The organism is Brucella sp., from assembly GCF_032066345.1.
GTDB lineage: Bacteria > Pseudomonadota > Alphaproteobacteria > Rhizobiales > Rhizobiaceae > Brucella > Brucella pseudogrignonensis.
Window position 1 is genome coordinate 154,534 of the sequence record NZ_DAMBKZ010000005.1, and the last position, 17,766, is coordinate 172,299.

Below are 17,766 nucleotides of genomic sequence, written 5' to 3' on the forward strand. Positions count from 1 at the left end.
GAGTAAAGAACATGAACGCACAAAATCTAGCATCCGGCTCAGCATATTTTATTGCAGCGGATACCCAGACACCAGAAACGCACACGCTTTCGGTTCTCGTTGATAACGAACCGGGCGTTCTAGCCCGCGTCATTGGCCTGTTTTCTGGCCGTGGCTACAACATTGAAAGCCTGACGGTTTCTGAAACCGAGCATGAACAGCATCTGTCGCGCATTACTATTGTGACGCGTGGCACGCCGAATGTGCTTGATCAGATCCGCCATCAGCTTGAGCGTATTGTTCCGGTGCATCGCGTGGTTGACATGACGCATCGCGCTGTCGAGCTTGGCCACGAGCGCCCGATCGAGCGCGAACTAGCGCTGATTAAAGTAGCAGGCAAAGGCGAAGCACGCGCTGAAACTCTGCGTCTGACCGATGCTTTCAATGCCAAGATTGTGGACGCCACGACCGAGCATTTCATCGTCGAGATTACTGGCAAGACTGCCAAGATCGACCAGTTCATTTCGCTGATGAAGCCGCTTGGTCTCGTGGAGATTTGCCGGACCGGCGTGGCTGCAATGAACCGCGGTCCTCAGGGACTCTAAGTTACGTAAATCGAGACAATATCGGTTGAAATCGGCACAATGTTTCGATTGTGCCGGTTTTTTATTGGGCTAATTTGTCCTTGTTAGCTGGATCAATCCAATGTCTTTTGAAATTTTCTTAGCGCTTCTCGTATTCGCCTTTGTTTCTTCCGTTACCCCTGGCCCCAATAATCTGATGCTGCTTGCGTCGGGGGTGAACTTCGGTTTCCGGCGCACAGTCCCGCATATGTTGGGCATTGGCGTGGGCTTTTTCGTGCTGCTGCTAGCGGTTGGCTTTGGTCTTGGCGCGCTGATCGAAACCGTGCCGTCGTTCTATACATCGCTCAAATTCGCGGGCGGGGCCTATATGCTTTATCTAGCATGGAAAATTGCTACCTCGCGCTCCATCGGGGAATCCAAGGCCAGTGATAGCGGCGTGCCGATGACATTTTTTCAGGCTGCTGCCTTTCAATGGGTTAACCCCAAAGCCTGGGTGATGGCGATCACCGGTATTGCGACCTACGCCAACCACGACAACTACTACGTGGCAGTGCTGCTGGTGAGTACTGCCTTTGCGATTGTGAACCTGCCGAGCGTGTCGGTTTGGGCGGGTTTTGGCACATTGTTGCGCAACTGGCTTGCTGATCCCACCCGGTTGAAGTGGTTCAATCTGACCATGGCCTTGCTGCTCGTTCTGAGCTTGTGGCCGATGTTAAAATAACGAGTTGAAGAGGTGAATGATGTCTGCACTTCCTACCTATGACGATGTGGTGTCTGCAGCTGAACTGATTGAAGGGCACGCGCATCGCACGCCCATCTTCACCTCAACGACCATTGATCGCGATACAGGCGCGCAATTCTTTTTCAAATGCGAGAACTTTCAGCGTATCGGAGCGTTCAAGTTTCGTGGGGCATACAATGCCTTGTCGCGCTTTAGCGATGAGCAGAAGAATCGCGGTGTCCTTGCCTTTTCGTCTGGAAACCATGCGCAAGCGATAGCTCTTTCGGCGAAATTGCTCGGCATAGCTGCCACGATTATTATGCCTGAAGACGCGCCCGCTGCAAAACTGGACGCAACGCGTGGCTATGGTGCAAAGGTTGTGACCTATAACCGTTATACTGAAGACCGAGATGCGCTTTCAAAGCAGCTTGCGGAGGAGGGCGGTTTAACACTTATTCCGCCGTTTAATCATCCGCATATCATTGCGGGGCAGGGCACGGCAACCAAAGAGCTGATTGAAGAGGTTGGCCAGCTTGACGCGCTGTTTGTATGCCTTGGTGGAGGCGGTTTGCTGGCGGGTTCTGCTCTTGCGGCCAAAGCGCTTTCACCTTCATGCGATGTCTATGGGGTTGAGCCGGAAGCAGGCAATGACGGCCAACAATCATTCCGTTCTGGCAAGATCGTTCATATTGACGTTCCAAAAACTTTAGCCGATGGCGCGCAGACACAGGCACTTGGCGATATGACATTTGCTGTCATTCAGAACAGCGTTCACGATATTTTGGCAGTCAGTGACAATGATCTGGTGCAAGGCATGAAGTTTTTTGCCAGCCGAATGAAGATGGTGGTCGAACCGACCGGCTGCCTGGCGTTCGCTGGCGCTTTGCAGATGGTGCCAGGACTCAAAGGCAAGCGTATTGGCGTGATCGTCAGTGGTGGCAATGTCGATCTGGAAAGATTTGCAGCGCTGGTTGGCAGCTAAGTTGGGAAAGCGGCCGGAGAGTTACTCCAGCCGCTATTTTTCATTTGAGAAGGGCGTAGCCAAAGGTGTGGCACTCATCGATGCCGCATTGAACGCCGACCGATACGAAATTAATCACACCAATCGCAATCACATACAGACTGAGAGCAGTTGCCAACACGCGAAGTGACGACTGATGCGTCAGAGATTTGTGCTGCAATTGCGTGCTGCCGCCCCATAAGATGAGTTGAAAAGCGAAGGCAATCAACAGCGCGACAGCAATGAGAATCGACCAGACGGGCATATGAAGGCCAAAGACTGAGGTGCCGATATATTCATGCCCAGGGCGAGGGTAGATATCAAGCAATGTCTGCCGCACGGATACGATCAGCAGAAAAAGTGAGAACATCATACTCATGCCGGTGTTGCGGTATGAGAAACCATGCCGAAACTGCAAAATGATGCCGAAACAAACACCAAACATCGCAACGCGTTGTAAAAGACAAAGCGGGCAAGGTATTTCTCCATTGGCATATTGCAGCACCATTGCTGCGGTCAAAATTGCTGCGATGACGGCCATCATTCCCAGAAGATAAATCGAGAGAAGAGTGGCGAATGTCTGCTGCTTGTTGGTGTCATGATCTGAGGCTAAATCAATCATGCTGCTGTTCCATCAGATTTTAAGCTCGGCGTGAAAGCAGAAGCGGACTGTTGCCGCTTAAGCTGATCGACCACTTCTGTTTGAATCCAAGGCATCCGATAGCCGTATTCAGAACTATATATTTCCCAAAGAAACTGTTTTACGCCCAATGCAAGGCAGAGAACGGCAAGAAATATTGCAACGGACTGACGCCCGAACCATGCGAAAACTAATGAAAGTGCCAAAACTGCAAAAACAAGAAGCATCATGATTGAACTCCTTCTATAAGTTTATACTGAATATGATTTATTAAGTTATGATGAAAACGATTAAACGTACTTATAATTATTTGCATTACTAATTTATTCTTCGATATAATCGGCTCGTTTATTAGCTAACACTGATGGTTTGTTGTGCGTGGCGTCATAGCTTTGATGCTGTTTTGTTCTCCTATTCACTTGTCTTTAAGTGCCGAATCCTGTCTGAACAGGGTATGCAGTTTTCACCGGAACAGGATCAGGCTTTAAAAGCCGTTGGCAAGTGGCTGAAGGAAGGGCGTTCCCCTATCTTCAGGCTGTTTGGTTATGCTGGCACAGGCAAAACCACGCTTGCGCGTTATTTTGCCGAGCATGTGGATGGTGATGTGCAGTTTGCAGCCTTCACCGGCAAGGCCGCGCAGGTGCTACGCTCCAAGGGCGCAAACAATGCGCGCACGCTGCATTCACTGATCTATCGGCCGCGCGGTGAAGAAGCGATTGAAGACGAAACAACCGGTAAGACGTCTATCGCCCCGACATTTTCCCTGAATCGTCAAAGCCCGGTGGCCAAGGCCGCTCTGATCGTCGTGGACGAATGTTCCATGGTTGATGAGCAGCTTGGCCGCGATCTGATGACATTTGGCACACCTATTCTGGTGCTGGGTGATCCGGGACAGTTGCCGCCGATTTCGGGCGGCGGTTTTTTTACTGAGCACGAACCGGATTATCTGCTGACGGAAATTCATCGTCAGGCACGCGATAACCCGATCATCCGTATGGCGCTTGACGTGCGTGAGGGTCGTGAGCTTGCTTATGGCGATGAGGGAAGAGCGAAAGTCATTTCCAAATCTGAGGTTAATCAGGATCTGGTTCTTTCTGCCGATCAGGTTCTCGTCGGCACCAACCGTACACGCAAGCGCTATAATCAGCGGCTGCGCGAGTTGAAGGGCTTTACTGCGGAATACCCCCAGGCCGGCGATAAGCTGGTTTGCCTGCGCAACGATCCGGCCAAGGGGCTTCTGAACGGCTCTCTCTGGAAGGTAATGACCTCGTCCAAGGAAACAGTGAAACCGGGAATTAATCTTCTGGTCTCGCCCGAAGACGAAGACCGAGGCGTCGCCAAGATCAAACTGCTCAAAGCGCAGTTTGAGGACCCGGATGCTGAAATTCCTTGGCAGACCAAGAAGCGTTTCGATGATTTTGATTACGGTTATGCACTGACGGTTCACAAAGCGCAGGGTTCACAGTGGGATAATATCGTGCTGTTCGATGAAAGCTACGCTTTCCGCGACACGCGCGAGCGCTGGCTTTACACCGCAATCACGCGTGCAGCCGAACAGCTGACAATTGTAAAATAATCATTGTTCCGTTGGTTCGGCGCTTAGCCACTCCCAAGCTTTGGGCTCATCTTCGGATTCGAATGTCTTCATTTCGATGGACAGAAACGGCTGCATGAGCGTGACGCTTGCCTGTATCCATAGCGGGCCGCCAACAATCGCATAACGTCGAAGGTGACGCAGAGATTTTGCACGCATCGACAGCATGCTCTCCGAAAATGCTGAACCCCAATCCACGCCGTCATAGCCGGTCAGGCGGATGAGAAGGTCGATTTCATCATGGCCTTCATAGGCTGCATCGAGGAGCCCATAAAGATTTTCGAGGGAAGCGTCGTCGAGATGTCCCTCGATTGCAAAAGCAAAGACATCTTCACGATTGGTTGGAATGCGACGGATGACAGGAATGTCCTCGTTGCGCATCGTTGACCTCCGGTTCTTAGAACGTCGTGTTATTTCACTAAAACGCCTCTCAGGGGATAAAGGTTGCGGCAGGCCTTCAAAATTAGCAATCCCTATATTGGTTTGAGGTGTGACAGGAAAACACTCACACTTTTCAATGGCTGACGATATAAAGCCTCATATCGAATTGAAGGAGCGAAGCTCTATGCCTGCAAAATTGTCCGTCAATCTCAACGCCATAGCCATGTTGCGTAATCGACGAGATCTTCCTTGGCCGAGTGTGACCGGTCTAGGACGAGCGGCGCTTGCAGCAGGAGCGGCTGGCTTGACGGTGCACCCGCGCCCTGATCAGCGTCATATTCGTTTTACCGATCTTGGCGATATCCGCGCATTGATCGATGATGAATACCCGCAGGCTGAATTCAACATTGAAGGCTTTCCAACAGAAGCCTTTCTGGAACTGGTTGAAAAACATCAACCTGAGCAGGTGACATTGGTTCCTGATGATCCGATGCAGGCAACTTCCGATCACGGTTGGGACTTTGAAACCAAATCCGATTTCCTGGAACCTATCGTTCAGCGGCTGAAATCACAGGGAATGCGTGTATCGTTATTCGCTGACCCTGATCCGCTGGGTTATGAAAAGGCCAAGGCAATTGGCGCAGACCGCATTGAGCTCTATACGGGCCCCTATGGAGCGACTTATGATGATCCGGCTGCCGCCACACAGGAACTGAGCCGTCTCGGCAAAGCTGCAGATGCAGCAACGGCGCTCGGGCTCGCAATCAATGCAGGGCACGATCTGACAGTTGAAAATCTCCCAGCTTTGGTCAAACGTGTACCGCAGTTAAGCGAAGTGTCGATTGGGCACGGTCTGACCGCAGATGCTTTGATGTATGGCATGCCGGTGACCGTTAGCCGATACATTACAGCCTTGGCTGGATAGGCTTTGCGAAAATGCATGGCTGACAATGGAGCTTTGCGAAATCTGCATTTGTGCGCGGGCGCGACAAGATATAGACCGCCCGCCACAGAATAACCACGCTCGGGGGCGCGCTGGGTCATTTGAGGGAAGCATACATGAAGTTTTCCGCAGTCCGAGCTTCGCGCTTCAGCGGCGAGTTAGCCTACTTTTCTTTAAAGAGTTTAACTTTGACACTTCAGGCATTTGACTGATACCGAACTTGCATGGGAACCTTTGCAGCGATCATGTATTCCCTAGCTGTTGACGGTTTGTTTAACTCCCAGGCGCTCTGATATCCAATCCCGATACTTACGACCTCACGAGGTGTCTGCATATGAGCAGCGAGCAACCAGATAAGAACACGCCAGTCGCAGGAGATGCGCAGGCGGGTTCTCAAAATACGCTGCCTGCTGGCGTTTCTCCAGAGAACGCAATTGCTTCGGAAGAAAACGACCATTCCCATGACAGTATGAAGATGCTGGTGCTTGGTGCTCTCGGCGTCGTTTATGGTGATATTGGTACGAGCCCGATCTACGCCTTCCGCGAAGCATTGCACGCGGCAACTTCGGATGGGTTTCTTTCCAGAAGTGATATTCTGGGTGTCGTTTCTCTGATCTTCTGGGCGCTTCTGCTCGTTGTGACGGTGAAATATGTGATCTTCGTGCTGCGTGCCGACAATAATGGCGAAGGCGGCATTCTCTCTCTGATGGCTTTGGTAAGGGCTGCCCTTAAAGGGCGGCCCGACATCGTTCTGGCCGCTGGTATTTGCGGAGCGGCGCTATTCTTTGGCGATGCGGTCATTACGCCCGCGATTTCGGTATTGTCTGCGGTGGAAGGGGTGCAGATTGTTGCGCCCCATATGACGCCCTTTGTGGTGCCCATTACCGTGGTCATCCTCGTCGTTCTTTTCTCAATCCAGAAGTACGGGACGGGCAAGGTTGCGATTGTTTTCGGGCCGATCATGGCGGTGTGGTTTCTGGCCCTCGGTGCGTCCGGTCTTTGGCATATTTTTGACGATCCGACAGTAATGGCAGCGCTCAATCCTTATTATGCCCTGCGGTTTCTTGTCGTGAGCCCCGGTGTCGCCTTTATTACTGTAGGCGCAGTCTTTCTTGCCATGACAGGCGCCGAAGCGCTTTACGCTGATCTCGGTCATTTTGGCCGCAAGCCAATCGTTCGAGCTTGGCTTTGGATTGTGTTTCCGTGCCTTCTACTTAACTATTTCGGACAGGCGGCATTCGTGTTGTCCCATGGTGAAGCGGCGGCGTTGCCTTTCTTCCAGATGATGCCGGATTTTGCGCTATGGCCGATGGTGCTTCTGGCGACAGCTGCCACTGTGATCGCCAGTCAGGCCGTCATCAGCGGCGCGTTTTCTGTGGCGCGTCAGGCGGTTCAGCTTAACATTCTGCCGCGTCTTGAAATCCAGCACACGTCTGAAAAACTGCACGGACAAATCTACATTCCGCGCGTCAATCTGCTGCTTGGTCTGACGGTCATCATTCTCGTTCTCGGCTTTGAGAAGTCGAACAATCTGGCATCTGCTTACGGTATCGCCGTGACGGGCAATATGCTGGTCACGACCGGTCTTCTTTATTTCGTCATGACTCGCATCTGGAACTGGCGTGTCAGCCGCGCTGCTCCCTTGATCGCAGGCTTTTTGATCATTGATGTGATGTTCTTCAGCGCCAACATCATCAAAGTGCATGATGGCGGCTGGGCCTCGATTACCTTTGCGCTTATTCTCGTGGTCATCATGTGGACATGGGTGCGCGGTACGCGCCACCTGTTCCAAAAGACACGCAAGGCGGAGGTGCCGCTCGATCTCATCGTCGAGCAGATGAACAAGCGTCCGCCGACAATCGTTCCGGGAACGGCTGTGTTTCTGACAGGTGATCCCAAGAGCGCGCCGACGGCACTCATGCATAGTCTCAAGCACTATAAGGTTCTGCACCAGAACAATGTTATTCTGACTGTTGTAACGGCTTCCAAGCCTTGGGTGTCGAGTGCTGACCGTGCGCGTGTTTCGCAGTTCAATGAACGCTTCATGCAGGTCACGCTGACATTTGGCTATATGCAGCAACCGAATATTCCGCGCGCGCTGGGGCTTTGCCGAAAACTCGGCTGGAAGTTCGACATCATGACGACGTCTTTCTTCCTGTCACGTCGCTGGCTCAAGGCTTCCGCACATTCCGGTTTGCCGCTCTGGCAGGATAAGCTTTTCATCCTGCTTGCTCGTACGGCCTCTGATGCGACGGAGTATTTCCAGATCCCAACAGGTCGTGTTGTGGAAATAGGCACACAAGTTAATCTCTAAGGCATGAAGCCAGATATGCATATTTTTGAAGGGCGCCTTCTGAGAAGTTGATTCCGGAAGGCGCCCTTTCTTTTTGAATTTGTTTGCTTCTTTCCAGTTGTCGAAACGAAGCTCCAAGCGGTGCTCGGATCACAATTCTAAAATCTTCCATCGTGTTGAAAAATCCTGCTTGACGGTCTCTCAAGCAAAGATTAATAAACGGAACCGTACCGTACGGTACAAGGTGGAGGGATTGATCCGTGACTGATAAAAGCGACGAATTGCAGGCTCAGAAGCAGCCGTCTTTTTCGCCGCGTCAGAACGATGTTCTGGAGCAGGCGTTGCGCCTTCTTGTCGAAGGCGGGGACCGCGCTTTGACGACGGCGAGCATTGCGCGTGCTGCCAATTGCTCCAAGGAAAGCCTTTATAAATGGTTTGGTGATCGCGATGGTCTGCTAACCGCAATGGTTCGCTGGCAAGCATCGAAGGTTCGTGTCGTGCCGGTAGCTCGCGAGAAGCTTGACGCTGAATCGCTTTTCTCAAGCCTAGAACATTTTGCGCGTGACTGGCTGCTGGTGCTGTCTGGTCCAACATCGATTGCATTGAACCGTCTGGCTGTCAGCCACACGGCATCGGGCAAATCGGCACTTGGCGACATTGTTCTCGCCAATGGTCCGGTGGCGATGGCAAAGCGCCTCAAGCCGATCCTTGAAATGGGTCAGGAAGCAAAGCTTCTGGCTTTTGACGATATCGACGAAGCTTTTCGTGCATTTTTCGGACTTGTCGTTCGGGACATGCAGATCCGGTTGCTGCTTGGCGACCGGCTGGAACTGACTGACGAAGTGGTCATCCGGGACGCCCGGCGTGCCACAAAGCAGTTTTTCGCTCTTTACGGGGCATAACCAACGGCCAACGCGAGGAAGCCGCAGAGCAATCTGAAAAATAATCTGAATGAAGGGAATACGAAAATGCGCGTTTATTACGATCGTGATGCAGACGTTAATCTGATCAAGTCGAAGAAGGTTGTTATCGTCGGTTACGGTAGCCAGGGCCGTGCCCATGCGCTGAACCTCAAGGACTCCGGCGCTGCCAACGTGCGCATCGCTCTTCGTGAAGGTTCGGCAACGGTCAAGAAGGCCGAAGCTGATGGCTTCGAAGTGATGAACGTTGCTGATGCTGCCAAGTGGGGCGATCTCCTCATGATGGCAACCCCTGATGAACTTCAGGCTGACATCTACAAAGACCACATTCAGGATAACATCCGTGACGGCGCAGCGATTGCTTTCGCTCATGGCCTTAATGTTCACTTCGGCCTGATTGAGCCAAAGAAGTCCGTTGACGTTGTCATGATCGCACCAAAGGGCCCAGGCCACACGGTTCGCGGCGAATACCAGAAGGGTGGCGGCGTTCCTTGCCTCATCGCTATCCATCAGGATGCTTCGGGCAACGCACATGATCTCGCTCTGTCTTACGCTTCGGGCGTTGGCGGCGGCCGTTCGGGCGTTATCGAAACCACCTTCAAGGAAGAGTGCGAAACCGATCTGTTCGGTGAGCAGGCTGTTCTTTGCGGCGGCGTTGTTGAACTCATCCGCACCGGCTTTGAAGTTCTCGTAGAAGCTGGCTATGCACCAGAAATGGCTTACTTCGAGTGCCTGCACGAAATGAAGCTCATCGTAGACCTGATCTACGAAGGCGGCATTGCGAACATGAACTACTCGATCTCCAACACTGCTGAGTGGGGCGAATACGTCACTGGTCCACGCATCATCACTGCAGAAACCAAGGAAGAAATGAAGCGCGTTCTGAAGGACATTCAGACCGGCAAGTTCACTTCCGATTGGATGCAGGAATACCGTGCAGGTGCAGCTCGCTTCAAGGGTATCCGTCGTAACAACGACAGCCACCAGATCGAAGAAGTTGGCGAAAAGCTCCGCGGCATGATGCCATGGATCGCAGCGAACAAGCTCGTCGACAAGGCACGCAACTAAAAATCTGCGATATTCAGGCTTTCGCCGTCTGCAAATGGCATTTTGTTTCGCTTACCTAGGCTCACGTACTTTATGTACGCTCCGCTCCGGTTCTCACAGAACACCATTTTCGCCATGCGAAAGACCTGAATCTCATCAGATTTTAGGTGCTCTACGGTCAGAGAAAAGAGGGGCGTTTCTTACGCCCCTTTCATGCATAGGGATTTGGTCGTGTGAAACGTAGCGCACGAAAAGATCGTCTGATGCTTTTGGAATTTATGTTTTGTGCGTCGTTTGGCCAAAACAATTCAGAATATCTTTATTCCGTCTCAGCATGGAAGAAAGTGTTCTCGTTAGCAAAAAATTGCGCTATCGCTAGAACTTTATCTGGCAAGGTTTGAGGAGGCTTTGCCTCCACCGTATTGAGGAGATTTCCCGTGTTGGACTGGGAAACTGTATTTGCAACGCGCTCGAAACGTATGCGCGCTTCGGAAATCCGTGAACTTCTAAAACTGCTGGAACGTCCGGATATTATTTCCTTTGCTGGCGGTATTCCCGATCCGGCGCTGTTTCCACATGCTGAATTCCAGAGCGCTTATCAGGACATCTTTGGTGGCCCTGAAGCCAATGCAGCTCTGCAATATTCGGTATCCGAAGGTTACAAGCCGCTCCGCACCTGGTTGGTGAGTGAACTTGCCAAGATCGGTATTCCTTGCACGGAAGACAACGTCTTTATTACGTCCGGTTCGCAGCAAGCACTTGACTATCTCGGCAAGCTTTTCATCTCGCCAAATGACACGGCACTTGTAACGGCCCCGACCTATCTTGGCGCGTTGCAGGCGTTTAACGCCTACGAGCCGACCTATGACATTCTCTCGTTGAATGGCAATCGCACACCGGATTCCTATAAGCAGGCGGCGGAAAATGCCGGCGGTCAGGTTAAGTTTGCCTATCTTTCGGCAGATTTCAGCAATCCGACCGGCGAAACGGTCGATCGTGCGGGCCGCGAAAAGCTGCTGGCCGATGCTGATGAGTTGAATGTGCCGATTATCGAAGATGCCGCTTATCAGTATCTGCGTTACAACGGGGAAGCGATTGCGCCGATCCTGTCGATGGATATTGCGCGTCACGGCGGTGATATCGAAAAGACCCGCACGATCTATTGCGGCTCATTCTCGAAGACTCTCGCTCCTGGCCTGCGCGTCGGTTACGTGGTTGCTTCGCAATCGGTTATCCGCAAGCTGGTTCTGATGAAGCAGGCGGCTGATCTTCATTCTTCGACGATCAACCAGATTGCCATCCATCGTGTTGCTTCGACTGGTTTTGACGGTCAAGTCGCTAAGCTGCATAGCGTTTACAAGCACCGCCGCGATAAGATGCTTGAAGCGCTTGCTAAATACATGCCGGAAGGCACTGACTGGACCAAGCCGGAAGGCGGCATGTTCATCTGGGTCACGCTTCCAAAGGGCATGGACGGTGCTGCATTGCTTGCCGCATCGATTGAAAGCGAGAAGGTAGCTTTCGTTCCGGGCAAGGCCTTCTTTGCGGATGGCACGGGTGCCAATACGCTGCGTCTGAGCTATTCATGCGCTAATGATGAAATGATTGATGAAGGTATCATGCGTCTGGGACGTTTGATCCGCACGCATTCCAAATCGAAAGCTGCATAAGAAATAAATGAGCCGGGCACTGCCCGGCTTTTTTATTGAAAAGGCGAATTACAGCCAGTGCGTGGCCCCGCCAAGGGCTGGTATGTGTTATCCGAAGTGCGATAACTGCGGTAACGATTTGAGCACCATGAAATATGGTTGCTGCTTGGACCGAAGGTGGTGACAGGCTTGCGATTGGATGGGCGAACTTGAAGCGGGTCGCCATTCTTGTAGATCGGGATGCCTTCGCGCGAGATGTAATTGCCACTGTCGCGGCACCCCACGCCGTAACACTTACTTGATCCTGCTTGTGGCTGATAAGTCCGCGGCAGCCCGCCAGCGATAGGGGGCGTGCTTGGACGCAAAGACGGCACGTAAGGCGTATTCAGGTCAACCGCTGCAGCGCTGCCAACAAGGCTTGCTGCAAAGAGACCTGAGCAAAGTGCGATGTACCGTATCTTATCAAGCATTTTCGGTGTCCTGATTTCCTGACTTTATATGGTGGCTTTTCTGATCAAAACCAGCGTGGCTGTGCAATTTTGAAAAGAACCACTTGCCAATCATAGCGCAAGTGGTGAGATTGCGCGGGCATGTTTACGATAGCAACCTTCAATGTCGAAAATCTGATGCGCCGGTTTGATTTTTCCGGCTTTCGAAATGAATTGCATCAGGATCGCTCGCTCAAGCTCTTCGAGATCGGCGATGAAACGCAATACCGTCTGCTGGAGCAGGCGCGGGCGATTGCCCATACCGATGACACACGGCAGATGACGGCGCTGGCAATAGCCGAAACACGGGCCGATGTGCTTTGCCTGCAAGAAGTCGATAATCTCGCTGCTCTTAACGCGTTTGAATATGGCTATCTTTTCAAGATGGTCGGGCAGGGCTATCGCAATAAGTATCTGATTGACGGCAATGATAGCCGAGGCATCGACGTTGCCGTGATGGCACGCGATACGACGCGTGATGGCCAGCGGATTGAAGTGCTGGAAGTCACCAGCCACGCACATCTGACCTATAAGGATCTTGATCTTTATCAGCCGGTGCTTGCGGAGCTAGGACTTGAACCGAATGATCGCATTTTTAAGCGCGATTGCCTTTGTCTCGATATGCGTATCGACGGCAAGCCACTGACGCTTTTTGTTGTTCACCTGAAATCAATGGGCGGTGCACGTAACGGGCTTGATGGTCGCACTGCATCCTTGCCGGTCAGACAGGCAGAAACGCGTGCGATCCGCCACATTATCGAAGAGAAGTTTGGCGCAGGGCACACTTCGGGTAAGCGCTGGCTCATTTGCGGTGATTTCAACGACTACCGTGAACGTGTCATCATCGAAGGCGATGAGTGGAACGGTTATCAATTCTCGCCTGTGAAGGAAGCTGCCAGTGCTCTGGATACGCTGCTAAGCGATGGCTTCGCCATCAATCTTGTGGAGCGCCGTCCTGAAATGGACCGCTGGACGCTCTATCACACACGCGGACCGCAGGAACGCCATCTTTGCCAGCTTGATTACATTCTTGCGTCGCCGGCTCTGGCTGACAAAAACGGTGGTGCGATTCCGCAGATTATCCGCCGTGGCCAGCCCTGGCGCACGGTTTTCTCGCCGGGACAAGAAGTTGATCGTTATCCACGGACTGGATGGGATCGTCCTAAGGCCAGTGACCATTGCCCCGTGGCTGTCACGCTGAACATTGTTTGAGAATGGGACGGCTAATGCAGCATGTGAAAGAAAACACGGTTTATGAAATTGATCGTGTCGATGTCCGGATTTTGCCGGGACCGCTCGACTATGCGCAAGCCAATAAAACCGCAATCGCTGAAAACTGGCAGCGCGAGTGTCAGGCTAATCCGACCTTGTTTGATGGTGAAATTTATCTTGCACCAGACGCGAAATTGGAAGGCCAATCTTTTTCCGCCGGTTTCCATCGCACGAGCTTTGCAACACTTATGTATTGGCGCAAAGATGCACAGCCTTTACGGCCGTGGCATATTTTTGGCGTCGGTATCATGGTGTCCGCTGAAGGGCATTTGATAGCAGCCCGTATGAGCGCGCATAATGCGGTCGCAGGACGGGTCTATTTTCCGGCAGGTTCCATTGATGACAATGATGTCGTTGATGGTCGGGCCGATTATACAACGAATATGGCCCGCGAAGTCTTTGAAGAAACCGGAATCAATCTTGGTGATGCCAAGGCGGAAGCAAAGACCCATCTGGTAACTGCCGATGGAAGCATTGCGCTTTTCCGCCGACATTACTTTGATCTTTCGACGGCGGAATTGTTGAAACGAATAGAGTCTAATCTCGCGGCTCAAGCAGAGCCGGAATTGTCGGAAATCATTCCGGTTAAGCAGGCAGGAGCCATGGGGCAGGCGACGCCATCCTATGTGCGCGCATTTGCCGATTGGCATTTTGAAAATCAACAGTAACGATCAGTTCTTGCAGATGACAGCGCCACGAAATTGACTATGCTCGCAAAGCAAGGCTTATGGCCTTACTGAAGTGAGGGAGAGGTGAACGATGACTGAAGCTGCCAGTGCTGGCCGGTATTATGAGATTTTCGACGTTTTCGCCGATAAGGCTCTGGCTGGGAATCCGCTGGCTGTTGTGCACGAGAGTGAAGGGCTGACTGACGCGCGTATGCAGGCCATCGCGCGCGAATTCAATCTGTCCGAAACGGTCTTTATCTTTCCGCCTGAAAATCCGATGCATGAGGCAGCCGTCCGCATTTTTACCCCGGACTACGAGTTGCCATTTGCCGGTCATCCGACTGTTGGCGCTGCGGTATCGCTGGCACGTCATCGCAGAACAGGCGACGAGTCGGATCGGCTGGTGACGCTTGAAGAGAAGGTAGGTATCGTTCGCTGTGGTGTCATCTTAGGTGAAAACAGCGCCTTTGCCGAATTTGATCTGCCGCGTTTGCCGGAAAAGCTCGATATCAAGATCGAGAAGGAAGAGGCAGCCGCCGCAATCGGGCTAGGCACGCATGAGATCGGCTTTGAAAACCATATTCCTGCTGTCTGGAGCGCAGGCACACCCTATCTTCTTGTGCCGGTTCATAACCTGATCGCTGCAGCCAAAGTCTCCATTGATCCTGTCTATGTGAGCGAGAGTCTGCCGCATGTGGGCGATCGACCATTGCCAATTTACGTCTATTGCCGCGAAACAATTCTGTTCGACAGTAATTATCACGCACGCATGTTTGTGACAGGCTCGAATGTGTATGAAGATCCCGCGACGGGGTCTGCAGCGGCGGCTTTTGCAGGAATGATCCTGGCCAAAGACCAGCCGGTGGATGGAAGTTCGCAATGGTGGATCGAGCAGGGCATGGAGATGGGGCGCCCCTCGCGTATTCGCCTTGAACTTGATGTGTCAAACCAGACACTCACCGGTGCTCGTATTGGCGGCACGGCAGTCAAGATTGCTGAAGGGCGCCTGTTCGTCTGATTTTCATGTTTTGATTGCGGTCAAAGCGCAATCGCCGCCCTATAGTAATCTAACAACAGATTAGCTGAACGAGGGACGCTTGCCATGATAATCAAGGAAATGTCTGAAATTGATGTCCGTGATATGATCCAGCATACCCAGATCGGGCGGTTGGGTTATATTCTTGGTGATCGACCATTTGTGGTGCCGCTCGGTTTTCGGTTCAGTGGTGGGGCGCTTTATTCCTTCACTACCGATGGTCAGAAGACTGAGGCTATGCGGAAAAATGATGCGGTCTGCATTTTGTTCGATCACATCATTTCAAAAACGGAATGGCGTAGCGTTGTTGTGAACGGTCATTATCGCGAGATCACACGCGAGGAAGAAAAGGCTGCGATCGTCAATATGCTCTCCAACGAGCCGACATGGTGGGAGCCTGCTTATACCAAGACCATCACCAGTGGCGGCGAGCAACGCAAACTGGAACCTGTTTTCTTTCGCGTTGATATTGAAAGCGCCACTGGTCATCAGGCCGGTTGAATTTAGCGAACCACCAGCACCGGAACAGTGCTTCGCGTGACAACTTCATAGGTCTGACTACCGAGCAACATGCCTTTCAGCCCACGACGACCATGTGACGCCATCACAATCAGGTCGTTGCGCAATTCTTTTACGGTTTCGATAATTGAGGTGGCGGGATGCTGTGCCACGACATGCAATGTATGGATTTCAACGCCAGACAGACTTGCCAGTTCACGGGCGCGGGCAAGTGCAGCATCGGCGTAATCGTTCCATTCTTCTTCATAACGCTCGATAAAGGCCGGACTGTCAGTAAAGCCACCAGGCAGGCCGGAAAGCGAATAGGGGGCGGTCACGGTGAGGACAGTCACCTTGCTACCCATGGCTTTCGCGGTATCAAATCCATGAATAAGACCGCGCTCTGCAAACTCTGAACCATCTGTGGTGACTAGGATATTCTTATACATCGTGCCCTCGCTTTGACTTTATACATCTTTAAAGTAGTTACCCAGTTGATCATATCAAACCAGATATGGCGTTAATATTAGAATAGAACGGGACTGCGGTAATCGATGCCAATTGATTGCGATACTTTTCATGCGAGCTGGGTTGCGACTGTTCTTAATCTGGATTGGCCGTCCAGAGCTTCCACACAGATTGAGGACGATTCCGAACGCGTGAAGCGCCAGAAGCAGGAACTGGTGCGAATGTTTGAAGAAGCATCCGAACATGGCATTAACGCCGTGATCTTTCAGGTTTCACCTGCTGCGGATGCTTTCTACAAATCAGACTATCTGCCGTGGTCATCTTATCTGACGGGTACACTCGGAAAAGATCCGGGCTTCGATCCACTGCGCTTTGCGATCGCGCAAGCGCACAAGCGTGGAATCGAGCTACATGCCTGGCTCAATCCTTACCGTGTTTCTATGGATGTGCGACCGGCAACGCGAAAAGAACTGAATAATTCTTCCAGCGATTCTCCGCCTAGCGTTTATAAAACCAATCCGGGTTGGGTAGGCATATCTGCGGATCGCTATGTGCTTGACCCCGGTATTCCGGCAGTGCGCCAGTGGGTCACTAACATCACGGCTGAAGTTGTCCAGAAATATGATGTCGATGGAATCCAGTTCGATGACTATTTCTATTACGAAACGCAGGGCTCGCCACTCAAGGATGACAAGACATTCAAACGTTTCGGGACGCATTTCTCCAGCAAGCATGACTGGCGGCGTCACAATACCTATACGCTGGTGCAGGAAATATCGCACAAGATCAAAGCCATCAAGCCGCATGTTCGCTTTGGTATCAGCCCTGGCGGCGTCTGGCGCAATCAGATTAACGATCCGCTTGGTTCGCCAACGCGGGCGGGTAAGACCAATTATGATGGAGACTTTGCTGATACGCGTGCCTGGGTGAAAGATGGGCTGATCGATTATATCGCGCCGCAGGTCTATTGGTCGTCAGGCCGCAAGGATGTGCCTTATGGCCCTATCGTCAGATGGTGGGCGGATACAGTTAAAGGCACAAATACTGATCTTTATATCGGTATGGCACTTTATCGCGCTGGCACCTCGAGTAAGGCTGAGCCTGAATGGCTTGCGGGAAATGGCGTCGATGAAATCAAGCGCCAGCTTGACCTCAACAGCGCTATACCGGAGGTCAAAGGCAGTATTCTTTTTCGACAGGGTTTCTTGTCTGATCCGAAGCTCAAGAGCGTATCGTCATACTTGAAAAAGACCTGGGGTAAGTGTCGACCTGAAAAATAGCGGCACATTCAGGTTATTTATTATCTGGTTGATTTAAATCAAAGAAAGCCTCCGCCAGCGGATGCTAATGATCGCTTGTTGCCGAGTTCCACCAGAGTCGGCAATCTCCGGGGCGTCGAGGCCCAACCAAAGCGACGCCCCGGCTAATTTTAAACAATTCAAGGATCTGTCGAGCGCACCAGCGCGATCTTTTTGCAATGTTGTACTGTCGACAGCCAGCGGGTGCTGTCAGCATTGCCCTCCATCTCACTAAATCGGCACCCGCGAATTTTCTTATATTTATTATTTAACGCATGAAATTGCGG

At 51.9% G+C, this 17,766-nt stretch carries 19 protein-coding genes; 14 read left to right on the forward strand and 5 right to left on the reverse strand.

The genetic code is table 11. The features are described 5' to 3' along the window. Window positions 1-11: 11 nt before the first annotated feature. The 3 genes from ilvN (at window position 12) to RT142_RS08695 (ending at window position 2,266) form a co-directional block, all read left to right on the forward strand. Window positions 12-584, forward strand: coding sequence for an acetolactate synthase small subunit (gene ilvN, locus RT142_RS08685; RefSeq protein ID WP_007875697.1), 573 nt, complete (start codon window positions 12-14; stop codon window positions 582-584). A gap of 100 nt (window positions 585-684) precedes the next feature. Continuing rightward, entirely contained in the window at window positions 685-1,284 is a 600-nt protein-coding gene (locus RT142_RS08690; protein ID WP_112805724.1) for a LysE family translocator, read from the forward strand. 19 nt (window positions 1,285-1,303) lie between these two features. Then, window positions 1,304-2,266: a threo-3-hydroxy-L-aspartate ammonia-lyase gene (locus tag RT142_RS08695; RefSeq protein WP_313028423.1), complete on the forward strand. Its 963-nt coding sequence runs from the start codon at window positions 1,304-1,306 to the stop codon at window positions 2,264-2,266. Between the two features lie 40 nt (window positions 2,267-2,306). On the opposite strand, the gene RT142_RS08700 is transcribed toward RT142_RS08695, so the two are convergent. Both RT142_RS08700 and RT142_RS08705 read right to left on the reverse strand, forming a co-directional pair. Next, entirely contained in the window at window positions 2,307-2,906 is a 600-nt protein-coding gene (locus RT142_RS08700; RefSeq protein ID WP_313028336.1) for a disulfide bond formation protein B, read from the reverse strand. After that, window positions 2,903-3,154: a hypothetical protein gene (locus RT142_RS08705; RefSeq protein WP_313028338.1), complete on the reverse strand. Its 252-nt coding sequence runs from the start codon at window positions 3,152-3,154 to the stop codon at window positions 2,903-2,905. The genes RT142_RS08700 and RT142_RS08705 overlap by 4 nt, the downstream gene beginning before the upstream one ends. A gap of 224 nt (window positions 3,155-3,378) precedes the next feature. Here RT142_RS08705 and RT142_RS08710 point away from each other — a divergent pair, with 224 nt between their 5' ends. Then, the gene (locus RT142_RS08710) at window positions 3,379-4,500 is read left to right on the forward strand and encodes an ATP-dependent RecD-like DNA helicase (RefSeq protein ID WP_313028340.1); all 1,122 of its coding nucleotides are present in this window, start codon (window positions 3,379-3,381) and stop codon (window positions 4,498-4,500) included. On the opposite strand, the gene RT142_RS08715 is transcribed toward RT142_RS08710, so the two are convergent. Further along, window positions 4,501-4,899 (reverse strand): STAS/SEC14 domain-containing protein, encoded by a 399-nt coding sequence (locus RT142_RS08715; protein ID WP_064320801.1) that lies wholly within the window; start codon window positions 4,897-4,899, stop codon window positions 4,501-4,503. 184 nt (window positions 4,900-5,083) lie between these two features. Between RT142_RS08715 and RT142_RS08720 the strand changes: the two genes are divergently transcribed. The 5 genes from RT142_RS08720 to RT142_RS08740 all read left to right on the forward strand — a co-directional run bounded on the left by RT142_RS08720 (window position 5,084) and on the right by RT142_RS08740 (window position 11,772). After that, entirely contained in the window at window positions 5,084-5,824 is a 741-nt protein-coding gene (locus RT142_RS08720) for a pyridoxine 5'-phosphate synthase (RefSeq protein WP_313028342.1), read from the forward strand. A gap of 487 nt (window positions 5,825-6,311) precedes the next feature. Then, the gene (locus tag RT142_RS08725; protein WP_235820841.1) at window positions 6,312-8,156 is read left to right on the forward strand and encodes a potassium transporter Kup; all 1,845 of its coding nucleotides are present in this window, start codon (window positions 6,312-6,314) and stop codon (window positions 8,154-8,156) included. 239 nt (window positions 8,157-8,395) lie between these two features. Continuing rightward, window positions 8,396-9,037, forward strand: a complete 642-nt coding sequence (locus tag RT142_RS08730) for a TetR/AcrR family transcriptional regulator (RefSeq protein ID WP_007875688.1) — start codon at window positions 8,396-8,398, stop codon at window positions 9,035-9,037. Window positions 9,038-9,103: 66 nt separating this feature from the next. Continuing rightward, window positions 9,104-10,123, forward strand: coding sequence for a ketol-acid reductoisomerase (gene ilvC / locus RT142_RS08735; protein ID WP_007875687.1), 1,020 nt, complete (start codon window positions 9,104-9,106; stop codon window positions 10,121-10,123). A 416-nt stretch (window positions 10,124-10,539) separates the two neighbouring features. After that, on the forward strand, window positions 10,540-11,772 hold the full coding sequence (locus RT142_RS08740) for a PLP-dependent aminotransferase family protein (RefSeq protein WP_112805730.1): 1,233 nt from the start codon (window positions 10,540-10,542) through the stop codon (window positions 11,770-11,772). Window positions 11,773-11,804: 32 nt separating this feature from the next. Here RT142_RS08740 and RT142_RS08745 read toward each other — a convergent pair whose 3' ends face one another. After that, complete coding sequence (locus tag RT142_RS08745) at window positions 11,805-12,221, reverse strand: BA14K family protein (RefSeq protein WP_007875678.1); 417 nt, start codon at window positions 12,219-12,221, stop codon at window positions 11,805-11,807. Window positions 12,222-12,341: 120 nt separating this feature from the next. Here RT142_RS08745 and RT142_RS08750 point away from each other — a divergent pair, with 120 nt between their 5' ends. The 4 genes from RT142_RS08750 (at window position 12,342) to RT142_RS08765 (ending at window position 15,716) form a co-directional block, all read left to right on the forward strand. Then, window positions 12,342-13,451, forward strand: a complete 1,110-nt coding sequence (locus RT142_RS08750; RefSeq protein ID WP_313028344.1) for an endonuclease/exonuclease/phosphatase family protein — start codon at window positions 12,342-12,344, stop codon at window positions 13,449-13,451. A gap of 14 nt (window positions 13,452-13,465) precedes the next feature. Then, on the forward strand, window positions 13,466-14,179 hold the full coding sequence (locus RT142_RS08755; protein ID WP_113160004.1) for an NUDIX domain-containing protein: 714 nt from the start codon (window positions 13,466-13,468) through the stop codon (window positions 14,177-14,179). Between the two features lie 91 nt (window positions 14,180-14,270). Next, window positions 14,271-15,197, forward strand: coding sequence for a PhzF family phenazine biosynthesis protein (locus tag RT142_RS08760; RefSeq protein ID WP_064320798.1), 927 nt, complete (start codon window positions 14,271-14,273; stop codon window positions 15,195-15,197). A gap of 84 nt (window positions 15,198-15,281) precedes the next feature. Next, the gene (locus RT142_RS08765; protein ID WP_007875668.1) at window positions 15,282-15,716 is read left to right on the forward strand and encodes a pyridoxamine 5'-phosphate oxidase family protein; all 435 of its coding nucleotides are present in this window, start codon (window positions 15,282-15,284) and stop codon (window positions 15,714-15,716) included. Window positions 15,717-15,718: 2 nt separating this feature from the next. Here the strand turns inward: RT142_RS08765 and RT142_RS08770 are convergent, their stop codons facing one another. After that, window positions 15,719-16,162 carry a universal stress protein gene (locus RT142_RS08770; RefSeq protein WP_313028347.1) on the reverse strand — a complete coding sequence of 148 codons (444 nt, stop codon included), beginning with the start codon at window positions 16,160-16,162 and terminating at the stop codon, window positions 15,719-15,721. Between the two features lie 105 nt (window positions 16,163-16,267). Between RT142_RS08770 and RT142_RS08775 the strand changes: the two genes are divergently transcribed. Beyond that, a complete protein-coding gene (locus RT142_RS08775; RefSeq protein WP_313028348.1) occupies window positions 16,268-17,461 on the forward strand; it encodes a glycoside hydrolase family 10 protein in 1,194 nt (397 codons plus the stop codon). Window positions 17,462-17,766 lie beyond the last annotated feature (305 nt).

What these genes read in the sequence shown, in the direction of transcription:
- ilvN (WP_007875697.1), top strand. Translation starts at nt 12, where the DNA reads ATGAACGCACAAAATCTAGCATCCGGCTCAGCATATTTTATTGCAGCG.
- RT142_RS08690 (WP_112805724.1), top strand. Translation starts at nt 685, where the DNA reads ATGTCTTTTGAAATTTTCTTAGCGCTTCTCGTATTCGCCTTTGTTTCT.
- RT142_RS08695 (WP_313028423.1), top strand. Translation starts at nt 1,304, where the DNA reads ATGTCTGCACTTCCTACCTATGACGATGTGGTGTCTGCAGCTGAACTG.
- RT142_RS08700 (WP_313028336.1), bottom strand. Translation starts at nt 2,906, where the DNA reads ATGATTGATTTAGCCTCAGATCATGACACCAACAAGCAGCAGACATTC.
- RT142_RS08705 (WP_313028338.1), bottom strand. Translation starts at nt 3,154, where the DNA reads ATGATGCTTCTTGTTTTTGCAGTTTTGGCACTTTCATTAGTTTTCGCA.
- RT142_RS08710 (WP_313028340.1), top strand. Translation starts at nt 3,379, where the DNA reads ATGCAGTTTTCACCGGAACAGGATCAGGCTTTAAAAGCCGTTGGCAAG.
- RT142_RS08715 (WP_064320801.1), bottom strand. Translation starts at nt 4,899, where the DNA reads ATGCGCAACGAGGACATTCCTGTCATCCGTCGCATTCCAACCAATCGT.
- RT142_RS08720 (WP_313028342.1), top strand. Translation starts at nt 5,084, where the DNA reads ATGCCTGCAAAATTGTCCGTCAATCTCAACGCCATAGCCATGTTGCGT.
- RT142_RS08725 (WP_235820841.1), top strand. Translation starts at nt 6,312, where the DNA reads ATGAAGATGCTGGTGCTTGGTGCTCTCGGCGTCGTTTATGGTGATATT.
- ilvC (WP_007875687.1), top strand. Translation starts at nt 9,104, where the DNA reads ATGCGCGTTTATTACGATCGTGATGCAGACGTTAATCTGATCAAGTCG.
- RT142_RS08745 (WP_007875678.1), bottom strand. Translation starts at nt 12,221, where the DNA reads ATGCTTGATAAGATACGGTACATCGCACTTTGCTCAGGTCTCTTTGCA.
- RT142_RS08750 (WP_313028344.1), top strand. Translation starts at nt 12,342, where the DNA reads ATGTTTACGATAGCAACCTTCAATGTCGAAAATCTGATGCGCCGGTTT.
- RT142_RS08755 (WP_113160004.1), top strand. Translation starts at nt 13,466, where the DNA reads ATGCAGCATGTGAAAGAAAACACGGTTTATGAAATTGATCGTGTCGAT.
- RT142_RS08760 (WP_064320798.1), top strand. Translation starts at nt 14,271, where the DNA reads ATGACTGAAGCTGCCAGTGCTGGCCGGTATTATGAGATTTTCGACGTT.
- RT142_RS08765 (WP_007875668.1), top strand. Translation starts at nt 15,282, where the DNA reads ATGATAATCAAGGAAATGTCTGAAATTGATGTCCGTGATATGATCCAG.
- RT142_RS08770 (WP_313028347.1), bottom strand. Translation starts at nt 16,162, where the DNA reads ATGTATAAGAATATCCTAGTCACCACAGATGGTTCAGAGTTTGCAGAG.
- RT142_RS08775 (WP_313028348.1), top strand. Translation starts at nt 16,268, where the DNA reads ATGCCAATTGATTGCGATACTTTTCATGCGAGCTGGGTTGCGACTGTT.